Raw genomic sequence first — 18,824 nt, 5'->3', positions numbered from 1 at the left:
GCAAAACCCTTGTTTTTATTGAAGTTAAAGCCAGAAAAAACCAATCTGAAAATGAAGTTATAACTTCAAATCAAATGAAAAGAATTTCTGATGCTTCAAGATATTTCTTAACAAAAAATAATAAATATTCAGAATATAATTTACGCTTTGACTTGATAATTTTTAACTCTGCTATATCCTTCAAACACATTAAAAATGCTTGGAATTTTTTTTGAAATATTCGCAAAAAAATTATGAAAATTAAATCACTTATAATTTTATTATCCTTATTTTCTGCAACTTCATGCGTGCCTGCAATAATTATGGGTGGTGCAGGTGTGCTTGGTTATTCAGCCTCGCAAGAACGAGGAATCGGTGGAGCAATTAGTGATAAAGCAATTGAAACAAAATTAGATGCCCTTTTTCTAACTTCAAAATATAAAGAATTATTTACAAATGTTAGCGTAAATTCAGTTGAGGGCAGGGTGCTTCTTGCTGGTAATGTTCCAAGCCGAGAAGCGAGAATTCAAGCGGAAAACATCGCTTGGAGTTTAAGTAGTGTGAAAGAAGTTCTTAACCAAATTAAAGTGGTTGATAAATACCAATTCAGCACCAAAGATTTAGCAAAAGATAGCTGGATTTCAACGCAGGTAGAATCTAGGCTTTTATTTAGTAAAAATATTTCTTCTTCAAATTACTCAGTTGAAACGGTTGATGGAGTTGTTTATTTGCTTGGCGTTGCAAAGGATAAATCTGAGCTTCAAGCTGTTGCTTCAACTGCCGCACAAGTGCCTGGTGTTAAAAAAGTGGTAAGCTATATTCGCTTGAAAGATCAGCAAATCCAAATGAAAAACCCACTCAAAAAATCTGGAATAATCTCTGATGAAGATGCTTATGATAGCGTTACTTATCAGCAGGTTGAGGAAGTTAATGTCAGGAAGCCTAGCTTAACTGATGCTCCTCAACAAAGTAACTCTAACAACTCCAACAACCCTTATGAGGTTATAGAAGATGATATGCCAACTCTTCCCGGCTCAATTAGAATGGGTGATAGATAAAAAATCTTCCAAAAAAATTTCTCGCAGGAAATTATTATCCATCTCTAAAAAATCTCTAAATGCTACCCTTGCAGAGCTAAAATTGCTTGAGTTTTTTAAGGGTTGCGAGGTTTCAATTTTTGTTTGCGATAATCTAGAAATTAAGAAAATAAATAGGAAATATCGTAAGAAAAATAAGCCTACAAATGTTTTATCTTTTCCATTTTTAGAATTTTATAATGGTAAATATCTAGGCAATAAAAAACTATTTTCAGCACTGCCAAAGCCACAGATTATCGGGGAAATTATTATAAGTTTAGAAAAATGTTTTGAAGAAAGTGAAACACAAAATATACCTTTTTATAATCATTTAACGCATTTATTCATTCACTCAATTTTGCATATATTAGGGTTTGATCATGAGAGAAATGATAGTGATGCAGAAATTATGGAAAATCTAGAAGGTAAAATTCTTAAGACGCTCAAAATAAAAAAGCCTTTGTAAATTATACAAAGGCTTAATAATTAAATCTTTATAAACTAATTTTATTGTGTAGCAGGGGGTGTATATCCTTGTATTTCGCATTTACCTGCACAAGATGCTTCTGCGGCTTGTTGTCTAAAATTATGAACCTCACCTCTAACCCTATTTCTTACATTACAAGAAAAATCCTTTTTTGCTGATGTATTACCACAAGCTTTTGCCGCTGGTGCTGCTTTAGGGGTGTAAGTATATCCACCATTTCCTGTGCAAGCACATTGTGCAAAAGCAGAGCCAGAGGAAAGTAAAAATCCTAAAGCTAGAGTTAAACATGTTTTCTTCATAAAACCTCTTTTTTATTTTGTTAGTAAGTAATTTTTAATCGCCTGTGCATTGAGATTTAATTTGTCTCTCAGCATCTCTAATTGTTCTCTTTGCAATATTAATATCACAATTCATTTGAGCTTGCTGCACCCTAAATTGATAGAATGCAGTTATTCTCTGGTTGCTCGCCTCACATTTACACTTTGCTTTTTGTGATTCTAAAACAAAGCAATTTCTTAAATTTGGGCTTCTTGATAATATCCTATCTAATGCACCGCACATAGACCTAATGGGTCGAATCTGAAGTTGTGCGTTTGCTTCATTCTGAACAAGCAGAAAAAAAATCAAAAAATTTACCGCTAAAAACTTCTTCATTAATTCAAAATATTATTTAAGTGCAACTTGCTTTTGTTGTTTTTGCGGTGTCATTAATTGCTTTTTTGGCATCTCTCATTTCGCATCTAAATTGTGCTTCTTGCTTTCTAATTTCATACAAAGCTAAAATTCTAACATTATCTGCTTCGCATTTGCACTTTCTTTTTGTATCAGTAATCGTTGAGCAATCTTTAGTCCTTGCCGAACCTGCATTTAACTTTTCTAAAGCAGGGCAGGTTGGCACTGGTGGAGGCGTTTGAGCCATAGCAACCGAAGATGCAGTTAATAGTAAAGTAAGGGTTAAAATTTTAAGAGTTTTTTTCATTTGAAATATTTTAATTTAATCAAGGATAATATTGCACAAAGTTCTAACTGGTTGAACATAGCTTGAGCATTGCTTGATTTTGTGGTTAACAAAACTTTTAATTACACTTTGATCTTTTACCCATTTGCCATTTGCATCTTGAACTAAACCTGGAATTCCGTATAAATCAGTAAAATATTGATTTCTAGCTGCTGCACTTGCTGCATTAAATGTTTCTGTACATCCTAACCTTGCTGTGGCAGCATTATTTTTACAAGTATCTCTAGCGGCTTTAAGTGTATCTCTGCAAGCAGCTTTAGCTGCTGCATCTGTTGCATTTTGTAAGCAGGTAGTATTTGCAGATTTAGCAGTGTTATTGCAATCAATGCTAGTTGTTTTTACACCTTGATTGCAAGTTTGTCTTTCTGCCCTTGCTTCACCCAATTCTCTCCTCATAATTTCCCTGTATGTAGTTTTTTGAGCCTTAGCACACTCATTTAATGCACGCCTTGCTCCTTGGCAGGCTCCAGCTCCAATGGTTTCTCCAGTAGTCTGCGAAAAAGAATTCTCTGCTGTAAAAATAACTCCTAAACATAATGCGGTTGCGATTAAATATTTTTTCATAAAACTCCTTTAGTTTTGTTAAATTGAAAAACTCAAATTTAATTAATTAAATAGTAAATTAACATAATTTTAACTAAAAGGCAATATTAATTTATATAAATTTTTAGGTGCTTTTCAATATGCTGTGTCGTTATAAATTTTATGCTATTTTTCTCTATAGTGTTACCCCCATTTGGTTAGTTAAATATTGGCATCATTCAACCGCATACACTTCATACCCGCGAAAGCGGGTATCCAGTCTTGTTTTATAGATTGCCGCTGGAGTTTACCCCGTGCTTGACACGGGGCGGGAATGAAGCATCGTATTAAATTCTTTAACCACGTTACAAGCACGGGGTGACAATCTGTGGTTAATTAGTTAAATCTATACTTGCTGAATGCTTATAATTTTATAAATATTATTAAGTGCTTAAAAAAATAAAAGTTATATGAAAAATTATTGGTTGTTAAAATCAGAGCCAGATAGCTGGAGCTGGCAACAGCAAGTTGAAAAAGGCAAAAAAAAAGGTGAGGCTTGGAGCGGTGTTCGTAACCACTTTGCCAAGAAAAATCTTATGGCGATGAAAAAGGGTGATTTGGCATTTTTCTACCATTCAAATATCGGAAAAGAAATTGTTGGCATAATTGAAATTGTAAAAGAATATTATCCAGATCCGACCGCAGAGCAAGGCTCTCCTTGGGTTGTGGTTGATGTTGTGGCAGTTAAATCATTCAAAAGGCCAGTAACTCTATCAGAAATTAAACAAGTGAAATCTTTGCAAGATATAAGCTTATTAAAGCATACAAGGCTTTCTGTGCAATCAGTTTCAAAAAATCATTGGGATATAATTTGTAAGATGAGTGGCGATTATTAGGGTTTGGGGCTTAGGGGTTGCAAGAAACTAGAATCTGGAAACTAGATAACCTAACTCTGAGCTCTGAAAAAACATTTACTAGCTAAAAAAATAAATTTTTTTCAAAAATTTTTGAAATTATTTTTTGATAAAAAATATTATTTCTTTTGAAGTCCTTGCTTTTCCTAAGTTGTAGAGGGAATAAAAAAAATTAAAATATCTATTGACGAGTGAAAAACTTATAGCTATAAGATAGCTCCCTTCACGATGAGGGTTTCAAAAAAATCATCGAAGCTTTTTAATATCGTTTATCAGGAAATGAAGACAGCGGAGTTAGTTAATTTTGCGTTGCCGAATTTGCATAGCAAATTCTAACTTTGTGAAAGTCTTCATAAATTTAGTTACTAAATATACTTATGTATATTTTACATGTACGTGCAACGAACGAAATTTCGTAATTTTTTTTGAGAATGTTAAATCATTCTTGAGAGAATTAAATTCTAAGTTTCTAAACTTGAGAGTTTGATTCTGGCTCAGAGTGAACGCTGGCGGCAGGCCTAACACATGCAAGTCGAACGCCCCGCAAGGGGAGTGGCAGACGGGTGAGTAACACGTGGGAACCTTCCCTATAGTTCAGAATAGCCCTGGGAAACTGGGAGTAATACTGAATACGCTCTTCGGAGGAAAGATTTATCGCTATAGGATGGGCCCGCGGCAGATTAGCTAGTTGGTGGGGTAATGGCTTACCAAGGCAACGATCTGTAGCTGGTCTGAGAGGATGATCAGCCACACTGGAACTGAGACACGGTCCAGACTCCTACGGGAGGCAGCAGTGAGGAATATTGGACAATGGAGGAAACTCTGATCCAGCCATGCCGCGTGAGTGATGAAGGCCTTCGGGTTGTAAAGCTCTTTAGGTAGGGAAGATAATGACGGTACCTACAGAATAAGCCACGGCAAACTTCGTGCCAGCAGCCGCGGTAATACGAAGGTGGCAAGCGTTACTCGGAATTACTGGGCGTAAAGCGCGTGTAGGCGGAAAAACAAGTCAGGGGTGAAAGCCTAGGGCTTAACCTTAGAATTGCCTTTGAAACTGTTTTTCTTGAGTATGGTAGAGGATGGTGGAATTTCCAGTGTAGAGGTGAAATTCGTAGATATTGGAAGGAACACCGGTGGCGAAGGCGACCATCTGGACCATTACTGACGCTGAGACGCGAAAGCGTGGGGAGCAAACGGGATTAGATACCCCGGTAGTCCACGCCGTAAACGATGAGTGCTAGTTGTCAGATTTATCTGGTGACACAGTTAACACGTTAAGCACTCCGCCTGGGGAGTACGGTCGCAAGATTAAAACTCAAAGAAATTGACGGGGACCCGCACAAGCGGTGGAGCATGTGGTTTAATTCGAAGCTACGCGAAGAACCTTACCACCTTTTGACATCCCTAACGCGTCCCTTATAATAGAGGGGCTTCGGTTCGGCCGGTTAGGAGACAAGTGTTGCATGGCTGTCGTCAGCTCGTGTCGTGAGATGTTGGGTTAAGTCCCGCAACGAGCGCAACCCTCATCCTTAGTTGCCAGCGAGTAATGTCGGGAACTCTAAGGAAACTGCCCGTGACAAGCGGGAGGAAGGTGGGGATGACGTCAAGTCATCATGGCCTTTACAAGGTGGGCTACACACGTGCTACAATGGGAGCTACAATGGGACGCTACTTCGCGAGAAGATGCTAATCTCAAAAATCTCCCTCAGTTCAGATTGTAGTCTGCAACTCGACTACATGAAGTTGGAATCGCTAGTAATCGCGGATCAGCATGCCGCGGTGAATACGTTCCCGGGTCTTGTACACACTGCCCGTCACGCCATGGGAGTTGGTTTTACCTTAAGCTGTTGAGCTAACTGCAAAGAGGCAGACATCCACGGTAATATCAATGACTGGGGTGAAGTCGTAACAAGGTAGCCGTTTCGGAAGGAGCGGCTGGATTACCTCCTTAAAGATTTGTTATGGTTAACTTTTCCTTCGGGTTAAGTTCTGTAACTTTAATCATTATACATAATAATTAACTAACCCGCTGTCCTTCATTTCCTGATAATGTAGATATTTACCTTTCATTTTTTTAACTTCCTTTTTTACAATACTTGTTTAGTGTAAATTTTATTTTTACTCTGAGTAAAGTTAAGATTCTATATATTGTTTGTGATCGCGAACAAGATTAAGTGGGTGAAGAAATCTCTTGATTTCGACTTCTTTTTTAAGATCTTTCGCTATGCTCATGATAGCAAATTGAAAAACCTATAAAAATTATGAAAACTGATAAAGAAATATTTTTAGATGAGTTAGTTCGCGTTAATTTGGCGGGTGAATATGGTGCGAAAAGAATTTATGAGGGGCAATTAGCTGCCTTAAAAAATTCGCCTGATGCCTATAAAAAAGTTGAACATATGCTCGCCCAAGAGCTTGAGCATCTAAAATATTTTGAAAAAGAATTAGTTATTAGGAAATCTCGCCCTTCTTTATTCTCGCCATTATGGCATGTTGGCGGTTTTGCACTTGGTTATATAACTGCGAAACTAGGTGAAAAATCCGCTTATGCATGCACTATTGCGGTTGAAGAAGTTATAGATAAGCATTATCAAGAGCAAATTTTAGAAATAGAAAAATTTTCTTCTGAAGAAAATGATGAAACCTTAAATATTCTAAAAAATGATATTGAAAAATTCAGATGTGAAGAAGTTGAGCATAAAGAAACATCGGAAGCTGAGGGTGCAAGCACATCTCGGCTATATCCGCTAATTCATTTTGCCGTTTCAAATATCAGTAAAATTGCAATAAAAGTTGCAAAGAAAATTTAATTATTTCGGTTCAATCATATCTTTTGCGATAACCCATTTATCAAAATCAGCATCACTAACAAGCCCTAGTTCTAAAGCGGATTGCTTAAGTGTTAAGCCTTTTTTGTGAGCGTTTTTTGCAATTTTTGCTGCATTATCATAACCAATATGAGGGTTGAGAGCGGTAACAAGCATCAAAGATTGTGCCATTAACTCTGAAATTCTTTCTTTATTAGCTTCAATTCCAACAACGCATTTATCAGTAAAACTTCTCGCTCCATCGGCAAGTAATTCAATTGATTGTAGCAGGTTATAAATCATAACTGGCTTGAAAACATTCAATTCAAAATGTCCATTTGAGCCAGCGATAGAAATAGCAACATTATTACCCATCACTTGTGCGGAAATCATGGTTAAAGCCTCGCATTGCGTAGGGTTCACTTTTCCCGGCATTATTGAGCTTCCCGGTTCGTTTTCTGGTAATGATAACTCACCAAGGCCAGAGCGTGGGCCAGAAGCAAGAAAGCGAATATCATTTGCTATTTTCATAAAGCTAACTGCAATAGTATTTAACGCACCAGATGCTTCAACGATAGCGTCATTTGCAGCCAAAGCCTCAAATTTATTGGGTGCAGTAATAAATTTGAAGCCTGTTAATTCCGCTACTTTTTGAGCAAATTTTTGGCCAAATTCTTTACGAGTATTGATTCCAGTGCCAACTGCAGTGCCACCTTGTGCAAGCTGAAGGAGGCGAGGTAGAGCGTTTTTAATTCTCTCCAAGCCATATTCAACTTGAGTTACATAGCCTGAGAATTCCTGCCCAAGCGTCATTGGGGTTGCATCTTGGGTGTGGGTTCTACCGATTTTGATAATATCTTTGAATTCTATTGCTTTTGCATCAAGTGCTTTGTGAAGCTGATACAAAGCCGGAATTAGATTATTATTAATCTGCTCAACTGCCGCGATATTCATTGCAGTTGGGAATGTATCATTAGAGCTTTGCCCCATATTAACATGATCATTAGGGTGAACCGGTTTTTTAGAGCCAATTTCACCGCCAAGCATTTCAATCGCACGATTTGAAATAACTTCATTCGTGTTCATATTTGTTTGAGTTCCAGAGCCAGTTTGCCAAACAGAAAGTGGAAAATGCTCAAGCAATTTTAACTCAAAAACCTCTTTAGAAGCATTGCAAATAGCATCACCAATTTTTTTATCCAAATCGCCAAGCTCCATATTAACTTGTGCAGCTGCGTATTTTACAATTCCTAATGCGCGAACGAGGGCAGGGGGCATTTTCTCCTTTCCAATTGCAAAATTTATAAGGGAGCGAGCTGTTTGTGCGCCATAATATTTATCACTCGGCACATCTATTGGCCCGAATGTATCAGATTCACTGCGAAAATTGGTTGATGCTTGGTGATTAATTGTTGATGGTTTTGTCATGGTTATAAAAATAAATTAGTTTTGATAATTCTTTAATACTAAAACTAAACGCTATAATAATTAAGGAACTCAACTGGGTGTGGAGTGTGCTCCATATCGTAAATTTCCTTCATTTTAAGCTCAATATAGCCATCAATTAAATCATCAGTGAAAACACCACCTTTTTTGAGGAATTCCCTATCTTTGCTTAAAGCCTCCAACGCTTCACGAAGTGAACCGCAAACGGTTGGAACATTTTTTAATTCCTCTGGTGGAAGGTCATAAAGGTTTTTATCCATAGCTTCACCAGGGTGGATTTTATTTTGGATTCCGTCAATTCCAGCCATTAACATCGCCGCAAATGAGAAATATGGATTTGCAGTTGGATCAGGAAAACGAACTTCAATTCTTTTGCCTTTAGGGCTTGCAGAATAAGGAATTCTAATAGATGCAGAGCGGTTACGAGCTGAATAGGCAAGTAAAACTGGTGCTTCAAAACCCGGTATCAAACGCTTGTAAGAATTTGTTGAAGCGTTAGTGAATGCGTTCAAAGCCTTAGCGTGCTTGATAATTCCGCCAATGTAATAAAGTGCAGTTTCAGATAAATCAGCGTAACCATTACCAGCAAAAAGTGGTTTGCCATTATTCCAAATTGATTGGTGAGTGTGCATTCCAGAGCCATTATCGCCTTTAACTGGCTTTGGCATAAAAGTTGCAGTTTTGCCGTAAGATTGTGCCACATTATGCACAACATATTTATATTTTTGAACTGCATCTGCCATTTCAATAAGCGTGCCAAAGGTAATTCCAAGCTCGCATTGTGCAGGTGCAACCTCGTGGTGATGAATAACGCTATTCACCCCAAATTGACGAAGTACAGAAACCATTTCTGCACGAATATCATTTAAGTGATCAACCGGTTGAACTGGGAAGTAACCGCCCTTAACGCGAGGCCTATGGCCCATATTTCCATTCGGATATTCAGTGCCAAAATTTGTTGGAAGTTCTTCTGAATCAAGCGAGTAAAAATTGCCGTGAGAGGAGACATCAAAACGAGCATTATCAAACACAAAAAACTCTAATTCAGGGCCGAAATATGCGGTATCACCAAGTTTAGTGAATTTGAGATATTCTTCCGCACGCTTAGCAGTCGAGCGAGGGTCGCGTTCATAGCCTTGCCCTGTGTTTGGTTCAATCACATCGCAGAATAAAATTGCAGTTGGTTGGGCAGCAAAGGGATCAAGCGAAATAGTATTTGCATCTGGCATTAATATCATATCAGATTGGTTGATTTCCTTCCAGCCAGCAATTGATGAGCCATCAAACATAACGCCTTCAACGAAGGTATCAGCTGAAATTTCTGATGAATGATAGGCTGTGTGCTGCCATTTTCCTTTAGTATCAGTGAAGCGAAAATCAATGAATTCAATATTATTTTCTTTGATAAATTTGAGAGCGTTTTCAGCGTTTGACATAATTTAGACCCGTTAAAAGTTATAAGTAACGGGATTAGATATATAGCAATAAGTTGAGTTCACGCAAGTATGAAATTTTGTTTTTTTTGGGGACATTGTTAGGTAAATATAGATATAAGCTACTAAACCAAGAATTGTCACCCCGCATTTATTGCGGGGTTAATTGTTGAAATTACTTATAAACCTTAGGTTATGAGCTAGTTTTATGTTTAACCCCGCAATAAATGCGGGGTGACACTAAAGAGAAAAAACTACAGAAATTAATTAAAATCTATCTATACCTAACAATACCTTTTTTGGAATAAATTATAATCAATGAATGAGAAATTTGACAAACTACCACAGGTTGAGTATATTAAACCTGTGGTTGAAGCAAATTTCATATTTAATTAATGAAAATAAAATCATTCATCATAAATTTTATAATCTGGTTTATAGCAATTTACGGCAGTGCTTTTGCGATTTTCAAAGAGGTTTTTAATATCAATTTTTTAGCTTGGATAATTTTCTGTGCGTTACTTTCTGCGATTAATTCTTTTGTGAATAAAATGAATTTATAAAAACAGCTTATGAATAATTCCCCTATGAAGTAAAAGCCCTGCATTAGTTGGCTTTACCCTATCATTAGAGATTTTAAGATATTTTGCTTCAATCAAATTTTCTATGATTTTTTTGTCAAAATAATCCTCAAAATTTTTCCCTGCGAAATGATTAAATTTTTTGAAGCTAAAACCCTTTTTTACTCTTAAGCCCATATAAACAAATTCTTCAACTTGTTGCTCAAAAGTTAGTTTTGTTTTGGATTGCAGGCCGTGATTATTTTTTTTAATGCTTTCCAGCCATTTTTCAGGCGAGTGAATATTTAGCGTTTGAGTTTTTAGGTTTGATGCTGAATTTCCTGTTTCTAGTTTCCAGTTTCCATTTAGCAACCGCCCGTGCGCACCAGCACCAATGCCGATATAATCGCCATATTGCCAGTAATTCATATTGTGTTTTGATTCAAAACCCTTGCGAGAGAAATTTGAAATCTCATATTGAAGAAGCCCGTTTTTCTTGGCTTTTTCAATTGTTAAATTATATAAATCATTTTGAATATCGGTGTTAGGTAAGGCGAATTCTTTGCGTTTATAACGCCCGTAAAAATCAGTGCCTTTTTCAATTGTTAATTGATAAAGCGATAAATGAGGCGAGCCAAATTCAAAAGCAAAATCAAGTTCTTGTCGCCAATTATTAATGTTTTGGTTTGGAAGTGCGTAGATTAAATCAAAAGAAAAATTATCAAAAATTTTACCTGCCATTTTTATGGCATTTATAGCTTGTGATGAATTATGTTTTCTCCCTAAAAATTTTAGATTTTCTTCATTAAAAGATTGAACGCCGATAGAAATTCTATTGACTCCAGCGAGTTTGAAATTCTTGAATTTTTCTGCCTCTGAGGAAGATGGGTTGGCTTCTAAAGTGATTTCTGCATTTTTTTCAAGGTTGAATTTTTGGGATATTCTATCAATAATTTTTTCAATGGTTTTAGGCTTCATCAGGCTTGGTGTTCCGCCACCAAAAAATATTGTGGTAATTTTTAACTGAGGGTTGAGAATATTTGCGTAATAATCTATTTCTTTAAGGTAAGCGTTTTCCCAGTCTTGATAATTAATATTATCTCGTTCGTGGCTGTTGAAATCACAATATGGGCATTTTTTTTCACAAAACGGCCAATGAATGTAAAAGCTTGAGTTCATTAAATATTGTCTTTGTATCTATGAAATCATTGAAAAATCAGTAAGTTTTGATATAATCAAAAGAAAATTTTAGTAAAATGAATTCAGTTAAAAAAGTATTTTTAGTTTTCTTGCTCAGTGTGTTTTTTGTTTCATCAGAATCTAACGCTCAAAGCTTTAATCTTCAATCTGTTATTGATGCTATTTTGAGCGATGTTCAAGCAAATGCAGAAAAGGATTTAGCCTATAAAGAATCAGTTTTGAAAGCTTTTGCCAAAAATTATCAAAATGGTCAAACTTTTAACTTTGATGAAAACCCAAAAGATGCTGTAAACGCAATTAGAGCCTTAAATAAAGTTTTGAAAAGTCTTAATTTACCATCGGTAAATTCAAATTATCTTAAACTTCCAGCCTATGTTTATAAAGGCATTGATAATCCAAAACTTCTAGATATGAGCCCTATAAACTATGGCGTAAGATGTGGTTTGAATGCTCCTAATGATTGTTATCAAGATCAACCAAATGCAAATACCTCTAGAGAGCTTGATGAGAATATTACAATTCCATAAAGAGCCCTTTCAAATTTGTAAGTATTCACTAAACATAGATTTAATCACAAATTGTCAACCCGTGCTTGTCAAAAGGTTAATGGTTGAGAGAGTTTTTAGCTTTAAGTTTTTAGCGAGTTTTATAGTTAACCCCGCAATAAATGCGGGGTGACAATTTGTGATTAGGTGGATAAATCTATGCTTAGCAAGCACTCTCAAAATTTCATTCAATAAATAACTTGCATATTTTTTCTGTTTGCATTAATTCAAGCTAGAAATTTAGGCTCTGGGTTCTAGAAGTTTGGGCAATATAATTTATCCCTAACCCCTAGAACCTAGCCCCTAGAACCTACAATCAACAACAAAACAAAGTAAAAATTATGTCAGCAGGTCAGAAATATCCTATTGAAAAATATCGTAATATCGGTATTTGCGCACACATTGACGCAGGAAAAACAACCACTACAGAGCGTATTTTATATTACACTGGTAAATCTCATAAAATTGGTGAAGTTCACGAAGGTGCTGCCACTATGGACTGGATGGAGCAAGAGAAAGAGCGTGGAATTACAATCACTTCAGCGGCAACAACTTGCTTCTGGAATAATCATAGAATTAACATTATTGATACCCCTGGTCACGTTGATTTCACTATTGAAGTTGAGCGTTCACTTAGGGTTCTTGATGGTGCTGTAACAGTGTTTGATGGTGTTGCAGGTGTTGAACCGCAATCTGAAACGGTTTGGAGGCAGGCTGATAAATATGGCGTTCCTAGAATGTGCTTTGTGAATAAGCTAGATAGAACTGGTGCAAATTTCTTCCGTTGTGTTGAAATGATTAAAGATAGATTAGGTGCAAACCCTCTTGTAATGCAATTACCAATTGGTGCTGAAGCTAATTTGCAAGGCGTTGTTGACCTTATGAAAATGAAAGGCGTTGTTTGGAAAGGTGATGAGCTTGGTGCTAAATTTGAATATGTTGAAATTCCAGATGATTTGAAAGAGCAAGCTAAAGAATATCGTGAAAAGCTTGTTGAAACTGCTGTTGAAGCGGAAGATGCTTTGATGGAAAAATATCTCGAAGGTAAAGAAATTTCAGAAGAAGAATTAAAAAGAGCTATTCGTAAGGGAACTATTGGTTTGAAATTTGTTCCAATTTTTACTGGTTCTGCCTTCAAAAACAAGGGTGTTCAGTTGCTTCTTGATGGTGTGGTTGATTATCTTCCGTCTCCAATTGATATTCCTGATGTTCAAGGTTGTTCAGTTGATAACCCTGAAGAAGCTATGAGCCGCAAAGCTAATGAGAAAGAGCCTTTCTCAGCCCTTGCTTTCAAAATTATGAATGATCCATTTGTTGGTTCATTAACATTTATTCGTATTTACTCTGGCACATTAAATTCTGGTGATGCACTTTTGAACTCTGTAAAAGATAAAAAAGAGCGTATTGGCCGTATGTTATTAATGCACGCAAATAACAGGGAAGATATAAAGCAAGCTGTTGCTGGTGATATCGTTGCGGTTGCGGGCTTAAAAGATACTACGACTGGTGATACATTATGTGATCCATCTAAGCCAATTATCCTAGAGAGAATGGATTTCCCAGAGCCAGTAATTGAAATTGCTATTGAGCCAAAAACAAAAGCTGACCAAGAGAAAATGGGTATGGCGATTGCTCGTTTAGTAGCTGAAGATCCATCACTTCGTGTTTCTTCAAATGAGGAAACTGGTCAAACTATCCTTAAAGGTATGGGTGAACTTCACCTTGAAATTATCGTGGATAGAATGAAGCGAGAATTTAATGTTGAAGCAAATGTTGGTGCGCCTCAAGTTGCATATCGTGAAACTATCACGAAAAGATATGAACTTACTTACACTCACAAAAAACAATCTGGTGGTGCTGGTCAATTCGCGAAAATCAATGTTATTTTTGAACCGAAAGAACCTGGTGAAGGCTATGAATTTATCAATGAAGTAACTGGTGGTAATGTTCCGCGTGAATATATTCCAGCGGTTGATAAAGGTATCCAATCAGCTTCTACAACTGGCACTATTGCTGGTTATCCTACAATTGATTTCAAAGTTACATTAAATGATGGTGCTTATCACGATGTTGACTCAAGTGCGTTAGCGTTTGAAATTGCTGCTCGTGCTGCATTCCGTGAAGCTATGGAAAAAGCTGGCCCTGTTCTTTTAGAGCCAATTATGAAAGTTGAAGTTGTAACCCCTGAAGATTATATGGGTGATGTTATAGGCGATCTTAACTCTCGTCGTGGTCAAATCAACTCAATGGATGATAGGGGAAATGCGAAAGTTATTAACGCAAAAGTTCCGCTTGCATCTATGTTTGGCTATGTTTCTCAACTTCGCTCGCTTTCTCAAGGTAGAGCTCAATTTACTATGGAGTTTGCTCATTATGCTCAAGTTCCAAATGCAATCGCATTAGAAGTAAAAGCAAAAGTTGCATAAATCATTAGCAAGCAAATTTGCTTGCTTAGGATTTTGCCATCCAAGAATTTACAATGTAAATTCTTGGATCTCAGAAAGATTTGAGATTCTAAAGCCCCGTTATATTAATTTATGCGGGGCTTTTTTATTTCAAATTTTATCTTCTATTAATATTCTGTTAACCATTGCTGTGTTAAAGTTACAATAGATATTTTATTGTAATAAATTTTTGGGGGCGGTTAGTTAAATTTGTTGCTTATAAACCAATGGTTGAATAATATAGGCAAAAATTTAACTTCTGATTAATAAGTATGTCGTATCATATTCTTGTAGTTGATGATGATCCATTTCAGTTAAAAACAATTCAATTAACAATTCAGAAAATTCTAAATTATAAAGTAACCGCAGTTAATAGCGGTGAAGAGGCGATTGATTTGCTGCTTTCTCCAAAAGGTGCTGAGATTAATTTGGTTATACTAGATATGCAAATGCCAAAAGGTTTAAGTGGCTTTGATGTTTTGGATAAAATCTGCCCTATCAAGCCAGATTTACCCATTATTATGAATACTGCTCACGCTGATGTTTCAAAGGCGGTTGAGGCACTCAAAAAAGGTGCAATAGACTTCCTTGATAAAAAAGATGGGCCAGAGAGAATGAAGGTTTCAATTGAAAATGTTCGCTTGCTTTCTGGCTTAAATAAGCAGGTTAAAAAACTCACAAGTTTTGCCAATAATAAGTTTGATTTTACAGATATAATTGGCGATAGCCGAGCTATAAAAAAAGCAATTAATGTTGCTTACAAGGCTTGTGGTTCAAATATTCCGGTTTTGATTTCCGGTGAAAATGGGTGTGGTAAAGAGCTTTTTGCAAGGGCAATCCATTCAAATAGCTTAAGAAAGAACGCCCCTTTTATTGCGGTTAATTGTGCTGCAATTCCTCAAAATTTAATTGAAAGCACGCTTTTTGGTCATGAAAAAGGCTCATTTACTGGTGCGATTGATAAAAATGCTGGCAAATTCAGAGAGGCTGATGGCGGAACAATCTTCCTAGATGAAATAGGGGAATTAAGTTTAGAAGCTCAATCTAAGCTACTCAGAGTATTGCAAAATTTTGAAATTGAGCCAGTTGGTGCAAATAGCCCTATTAAGGTTGATGTTAGGGTAATTTCTGCGACAAATAAAAATCTTGAAGAGGAAGTTAGGGAAGGTAGGTTTAGGGAGGATTTATTATATCGTATAAATGTTTATCCAGTTCAAGTGCCAGCTTTGAGAGAGAGGAGGGAGGATATTCCACTTTTACTCAAGCATTTTATTGATAAAATCTGCACTAAAGAAAATAGAAAAATTTTAGATTGTGATGCAAAATTAGTTGATGTTCTTTCAGAATATTGGTGGCCGGGGAATATTAGGCAATTTGAAAATGCTATTTTTAGAGCAATAATTTTATCAGATGGAAACCGCTTAAAAATTGAAGATTTTGAAACAATATTAAGTGCAATTAGCAATAATTATGTAAAAAATTCTAGTTCAAATAATTCTATTGCAAATAATAATCCGCAACAAGAAATTTCAGAAATAGTTGGAACTCTAAGTAATGGATCGGGCAAGTTCAAATCAATGATTGAATATGAAAAAGATATCATTGAGCAGGTTTTGCATTTTTATAATAATAATATTTCAAAAGTTTCCAAAGTGCTTGGAATAGGTCGTTCAACTCTATATCGTAAGATGAAAGAATATGGCCTTGATGAAGGAATTATTGAAGAAATATCTGAGTTTAGAAAAGAGATTGGGGAGTGATAATTATAGTATTGTTAGGTGGCTATAGATTTAAGTTCTTTATCTCAAATTGTCACCCCGTGCTTGTCACGGGGTTAATGGTTGAAAGCGTTTTTAAACAAGCTTCTGAGCTTGTTTTATGTTTAACCCCGCAATAAATGCGGGGTGACACTAAAAATAAATATACAGAAATTTTATATATCTATATTTACGCACACACCGATAATTATCACCTCTCAACTCTAATCATAACTGGCTTTTCAAGAAGATAATTCTGTTTTTGAATTTCTTTCAGTGAAGATAAAATTGCTTTTTCCTTCTCATTTCTTGTCATAAAAACTACATCAGCGGATTGTTGATTACCAGCGGATTGCTGGTGAATTTTTTCAAAACCTACGGAATTATTACTAAAAATTGAGGTGATTGATGAGAGCACGCCGTCCTCATCTTTGACGCTGAAACGCAGATAAAACTCGCCTTCATGATCTTCTATTGAGGAATATTTCGCATCGCTTAAATTGCTTGCTGGGCTTGAAAATGGATAGGAAAAATTTCCCCTCGCAATATCACAAATATCTGCAACCACTGCGGAGGCAGTTTGCATCATTCCAGCACCAGCACCTTCTAAATAAAGGGGGCCGAGGGCATCACATTCAAGTTTTACCGCACCAAGTACGCCATCAACATAAGCCATTTCGTGCGAGAGAGCCACAAGGCTTGGGTGAACGCGTTGCTCAATAAAGCCGTTTTCACGAGTCAGAGAAGTTGCGATAAGCCTAATTCTGAAGCCGAATTGCAGGGCATATTTTATATCTTTAAGAGAGATATTTCTAATGCCTTCAACATAAATTGAGTTTACATCAGGTTTGATAGAATAAGCTAGTGCTGAGAGAATAGAAAGCTTGTGGCTTGCATCAATACCATCAATATCAAAGCTAGGGTCAGCTTCCGCATAGCCGAGTTTTTGAGCTTCAAGCAATGCATCTTCAAATGATTTATTTTCCAAAAACATTGATGAAAGAATAAAATTACAAGTTCCGTTAAGAATAGCGGAAATCTTGGATATTTTATTACCAAGCAGAGCCTCTTTAATGGTTTTTATTACTGGAATTCCACCTGCAACAGATGCTTCAAATTGCAGATAAAGATTGTTTTCTTCCGCAAGTTTTGCCAGCTCCACGCCATATTTTGAGAGCAGAGCCTTGTTTGCAGTTACATAATGTTTTTTATTTTTAATCGCCTTAAAAGCGAGTTCTTTTGAGATTCCTTCCGCACCACCAATTAACTCAATAATCGCTTCAGCTTCAGGTATTTCAGCGAGTTCAAGGGCGTTATCGCACCATTTAATATGACTAAGATTTATATCACGAGCTTTATTTTTATCACGAGCAGAAACTGCGATAATTTCAATTTTCTTGCCAGTTTTTTTGTGAAGAATTTCCTGCTTATCAGCTAGGATTTTCATAACGCCAGAGCCAACCGTTCCAAGCCCCGCAATTGCAATTTTTAATGATGATGACATAAGTTTAAGCTATTTTTTTATTTATCAATCCTGTTGTTGGTGAGGAGGCATCGCCGAAATCTTTGCGTTTCATTCTGCCAGCTAAGAATGCTTTTCTGCCAGATTCTACCGCAAGTTTCATAGCTTCTGCCATTAAAATTGGGTTTTTAGCTTCAGCAATTGCAGTATTTACAAGCACTGCATCACAGCCCATTTCCATTGCTTGAGCGGCCTCAGAAGGCACGCCAACGCCTGCATCAACTAAAACCGGCACTTTAGATTGCTCAATTATAAATTTGATATTGAGAGGGTTTTGAATGCCAAGCCCGCTGCCAATCGGCGCGCCAAGTGGCATTATGGCACAGCAACCAGCTTCTTCTAAAAGTTTGGCAATTATTGGGTCATCAGAGGTATAAGCCATAACATCAAACCCATCTTTAACAAGAATTTCTGCGGCTTTGAGGGTTTCAACTACATTTGGGTAGAGAGTTTTTTGATCCGCTAGAACCTCTAATTTTACTAAATTCCAGCCACCAACTTCACGAGCTAAACGGAGAGTTCTAACCGCATCTTCAGTTGTAAAACAACCTGCTGTATTCGGCAGATAAGTATATTTTTTAGGGTCAATAAAATCTTGCAACATTGGCTGGTTTTTCTCATGAATATTCACCCTTCTAACCGCAACGGTTACAATCTCAGCTCCGCTTGCAATAACGGCTTCAGCGTTTTCCTGCAGGGATTTATATTTGCCAGTGCCAACTAGCAAACGAGATTTGAATTTTCTTCCAGCTACTTCAAAAAAATCTGTCATTTTTCAAAAATTTTAATTTTGGAAATTTTAATAGAGCAATTACAGATTTTAATCAATCAGCTTTCTAACCGCACCTTCGATATCCTCCTGCCTCATTAGGCTTTCGCCAACTAAGAAGGCGTAATAGCCGTGTTGCATCATAAGGTTTATATCATCACTTGTGTAAATTCCGCTCTCACAAACTTTGATATAATCATCTGAAATTTTTTTGGCTAGATTTATGCTATTTTGTAATGAGATTTCCATAGTTTTGAGGTTTCTATTATTAACCCCAACCATTTTGGAACGCATTTTAAGTGCGGTTTCTAGCTCTGCTTCATCGTGAACTTCAATCAGAACATC

The 18,824-nt window shown here is 36.5% G+C and carries 19 protein-coding genes and 1 rRNA gene; 10 read left to right on the top strand and 10 right to left on the bottom strand.

Translation table 11 applies throughout. The features are described 5' to 3' along the window. The 3 genes from SFT90_04055 to ybeY all read left to right on the top strand — a co-directional run. Nucleotides 1–215 (top strand): YraN family protein (locus SFT90_04055; protein ID MDX1949657.1); only part of this gene is annotated, 215 nt, incomplete at its 5' end. 18 nt (nt 216–233) lie between these two features. Further along, complete coding sequence (locus tag SFT90_04050) at nt 234–1,037, top strand: BON domain-containing protein (protein MDX1949656.1); 804 nt, start codon at nt 234–236, stop codon at nt 1,035–1,037. After that, on the top strand, nt 1,027–1,521 hold the full coding sequence (gene ybeY / locus SFT90_04045; protein ID MDX1949655.1) for an rRNA maturation RNase YbeY: 495 nt from the start codon (nt 1,027–1,029) through the stop codon (nt 1,519–1,521). Before SFT90_04050 ends, ybeY begins: the two co-directional genes overlap by 11 nt. Nucleotides 1,522–1,562: 41 nt before the next feature. On the opposite strand, the gene SFT90_04040 is transcribed toward ybeY, so the two are convergent. The 4 genes from SFT90_04040 to SFT90_04025 are packed head-to-tail and all read right to left on the bottom strand — an operon-like array spanning nt 1,563 to nt 3,124. Further along, entirely contained in the window at nt 1,563–1,841 is a 279-nt protein-coding gene (locus SFT90_04040) for a hypothetical protein (protein MDX1949654.1), read from the bottom strand. A gap of 34 nt (nt 1,842–1,875) precedes the next feature. After that, nucleotides 1,876–2,196 (bottom strand): hypothetical protein, encoded by a 321-nt coding sequence (locus tag SFT90_04035; protein ID MDX1949653.1) that lies wholly within the window; start codon nt 2,194–2,196, stop codon nt 1,876–1,878. Between the two features lie 16 nt (nt 2,197–2,212). After that, nucleotides 2,213–2,521, bottom strand: a complete 309-nt coding sequence (locus SFT90_04030; GenBank protein MDX1949652.1) for a hypothetical protein — start codon at nt 2,519–2,521, stop codon at nt 2,213–2,215. Between the two features lie 15 nt (nt 2,522–2,536). Continuing rightward, entirely contained in the window at nt 2,537–3,124 is a 588-nt protein-coding gene (locus SFT90_04025) for a hypothetical protein (GenBank protein ID MDX1949651.1), read from the bottom strand. 428 nt (nt 3,125–3,552) lie between these two features. On the opposite strand from SFT90_04025, the gene SFT90_04020 reads away from it, so the two are divergent. The 3 genes from SFT90_04020 to SFT90_04010 all read left to right on the top strand — a co-directional run bounded on the left by SFT90_04020 (nt 3,553) and on the right by SFT90_04010 (nt 6,806). Next, the gene (locus SFT90_04020; protein ID MDX1949650.1) at nt 3,553–3,978 is read left to right on the top strand and encodes an EVE domain-containing protein; all 426 of its coding nucleotides are present in this window, start codon (nt 3,553–3,555) and stop codon (nt 3,976–3,978) included. A 489-nt stretch (nt 3,979–4,467) separates the two neighbouring features. After that, a 16S ribosomal RNA gene (locus SFT90_04015) occupies nt 4,468–5,947 on the top strand. Nucleotides 5,948–6,257: 310 nt separating this feature from the next. After that, the gene (locus tag SFT90_04010) at nt 6,258–6,806 is read left to right on the top strand and encodes a demethoxyubiquinone hydroxylase family protein (GenBank protein ID MDX1949649.1); all 549 of its coding nucleotides are present in this window, start codon (nt 6,258–6,260) and stop codon (nt 6,804–6,806) included. On the opposite strand, the gene fumC is transcribed toward SFT90_04010, so the two are convergent. Together fumC and glnA are read right to left on the bottom strand one after the other, a co-directional pair. Then, nucleotides 6,807–8,231: a class II fumarate hydratase gene (gene fumC / locus SFT90_04005; protein MDX1949648.1), complete on the bottom strand. Its 1,425-nt coding sequence runs from the start codon at nt 8,229–8,231 to the stop codon at nt 6,807–6,809. A gap of 44 nt (nt 8,232–8,275) precedes the next feature. Then, nucleotides 8,276–9,685 (bottom strand): type I glutamate--ammonia ligase, encoded by a 1,410-nt coding sequence (gene glnA / locus SFT90_04000; GenBank protein ID MDX1949647.1) that lies wholly within the window; start codon nt 9,683–9,685, stop codon nt 8,276–8,278. A gap of 392 nt (nt 9,686–10,077) precedes the next feature. Between glnA and SFT90_03995 the strand changes: the two genes are divergently transcribed. Continuing rightward, complete coding sequence (locus tag SFT90_03995) at nt 10,078–10,245, top strand: hypothetical protein (protein MDX1949646.1); 168 nt, start codon at nt 10,078–10,080, stop codon at nt 10,243–10,245. Here the strand turns inward: SFT90_03995 and hemW are convergent. Next, nucleotides 10,240–11,421: a radical SAM family heme chaperone HemW gene (gene hemW / locus SFT90_03990; protein ID MDX1949645.1), complete on the bottom strand. Its 1,182-nt coding sequence runs from the start codon at nt 11,419–11,421 to the stop codon at nt 10,240–10,242. The two genes, SFT90_03995 and hemW, sit on opposite strands and share 6 nt — an antisense overlap. Nucleotides 11,422–11,498: 77 nt before the next feature. Between hemW and SFT90_03985 the strand changes: the two genes are divergently transcribed. The 3 genes from SFT90_03985 to SFT90_03975 all read left to right on the top strand — a co-directional run bounded on the left by SFT90_03985 (nt 11,499) and on the right by SFT90_03975 (nt 16,191). After that, nucleotides 11,499–11,969 carry a hypothetical protein gene (locus SFT90_03985; GenBank protein MDX1949644.1) on the top strand — a complete coding sequence of 157 codons (471 nt, stop codon included), beginning with the start codon at nt 11,499–11,501 and terminating at the stop codon, nt 11,967–11,969. A gap of 359 nt (nt 11,970–12,328) precedes the next feature. Then, nucleotides 12,329–14,413, top strand: coding sequence for an elongation factor G (gene fusA, locus SFT90_03980; GenBank protein ID MDX1949643.1), 2,085 nt, complete (start codon nt 12,329–12,331; stop codon nt 14,411–14,413). Nucleotides 14,414–14,703: 290 nt separating this feature from the next. Next, nucleotides 14,704–16,191, top strand: a complete 1,488-nt coding sequence (locus tag SFT90_03975) for a sigma-54 dependent transcriptional regulator (GenBank protein MDX1949642.1) — start codon at nt 14,704–14,706, stop codon at nt 16,189–16,191. A 208-nt stretch (nt 16,192–16,399) separates the two neighbouring features. On the opposite strand, the gene SFT90_03970 is transcribed toward SFT90_03975, so the two are convergent. The 3 genes from SFT90_03970 to SFT90_03960 form a co-directional block, all read right to left on the bottom strand. Beyond that, on the bottom strand, nt 16,400–17,692 hold the full coding sequence (locus SFT90_03970; GenBank protein ID MDX1949641.1) for a homoserine dehydrogenase: 1,293 nt from the start codon (nt 17,690–17,692) through the stop codon (nt 16,400–16,402). A gap of 4 nt (nt 17,693–17,696) precedes the next feature. Then, a complete protein-coding gene (locus SFT90_03965; GenBank protein ID MDX1949640.1) occupies nt 17,697–18,482 on the bottom strand; it encodes a thiazole synthase in 786 nt (261 codons plus the stop codon). 48 nt (nt 18,483–18,530) lie between these two features. Beyond that, a partial coding sequence (locus tag SFT90_03960) for a hypothetical protein (GenBank protein MDX1949639.1) occupies nt 18,531–18,824 on the bottom strand: 294 nt, incomplete at its 5' end.

This window comes from Rickettsiales bacterium (assembly GCA_033762595.1).
Lineage (GTDB): Bacteria > Pseudomonadota > Alphaproteobacteria > Rickettsiales > UBA8987 > JANPLD01.
Note: the sequence above shows the minus strand (reverse complement) of the source record. Positions and strands in the feature narration are given on the sequence as shown.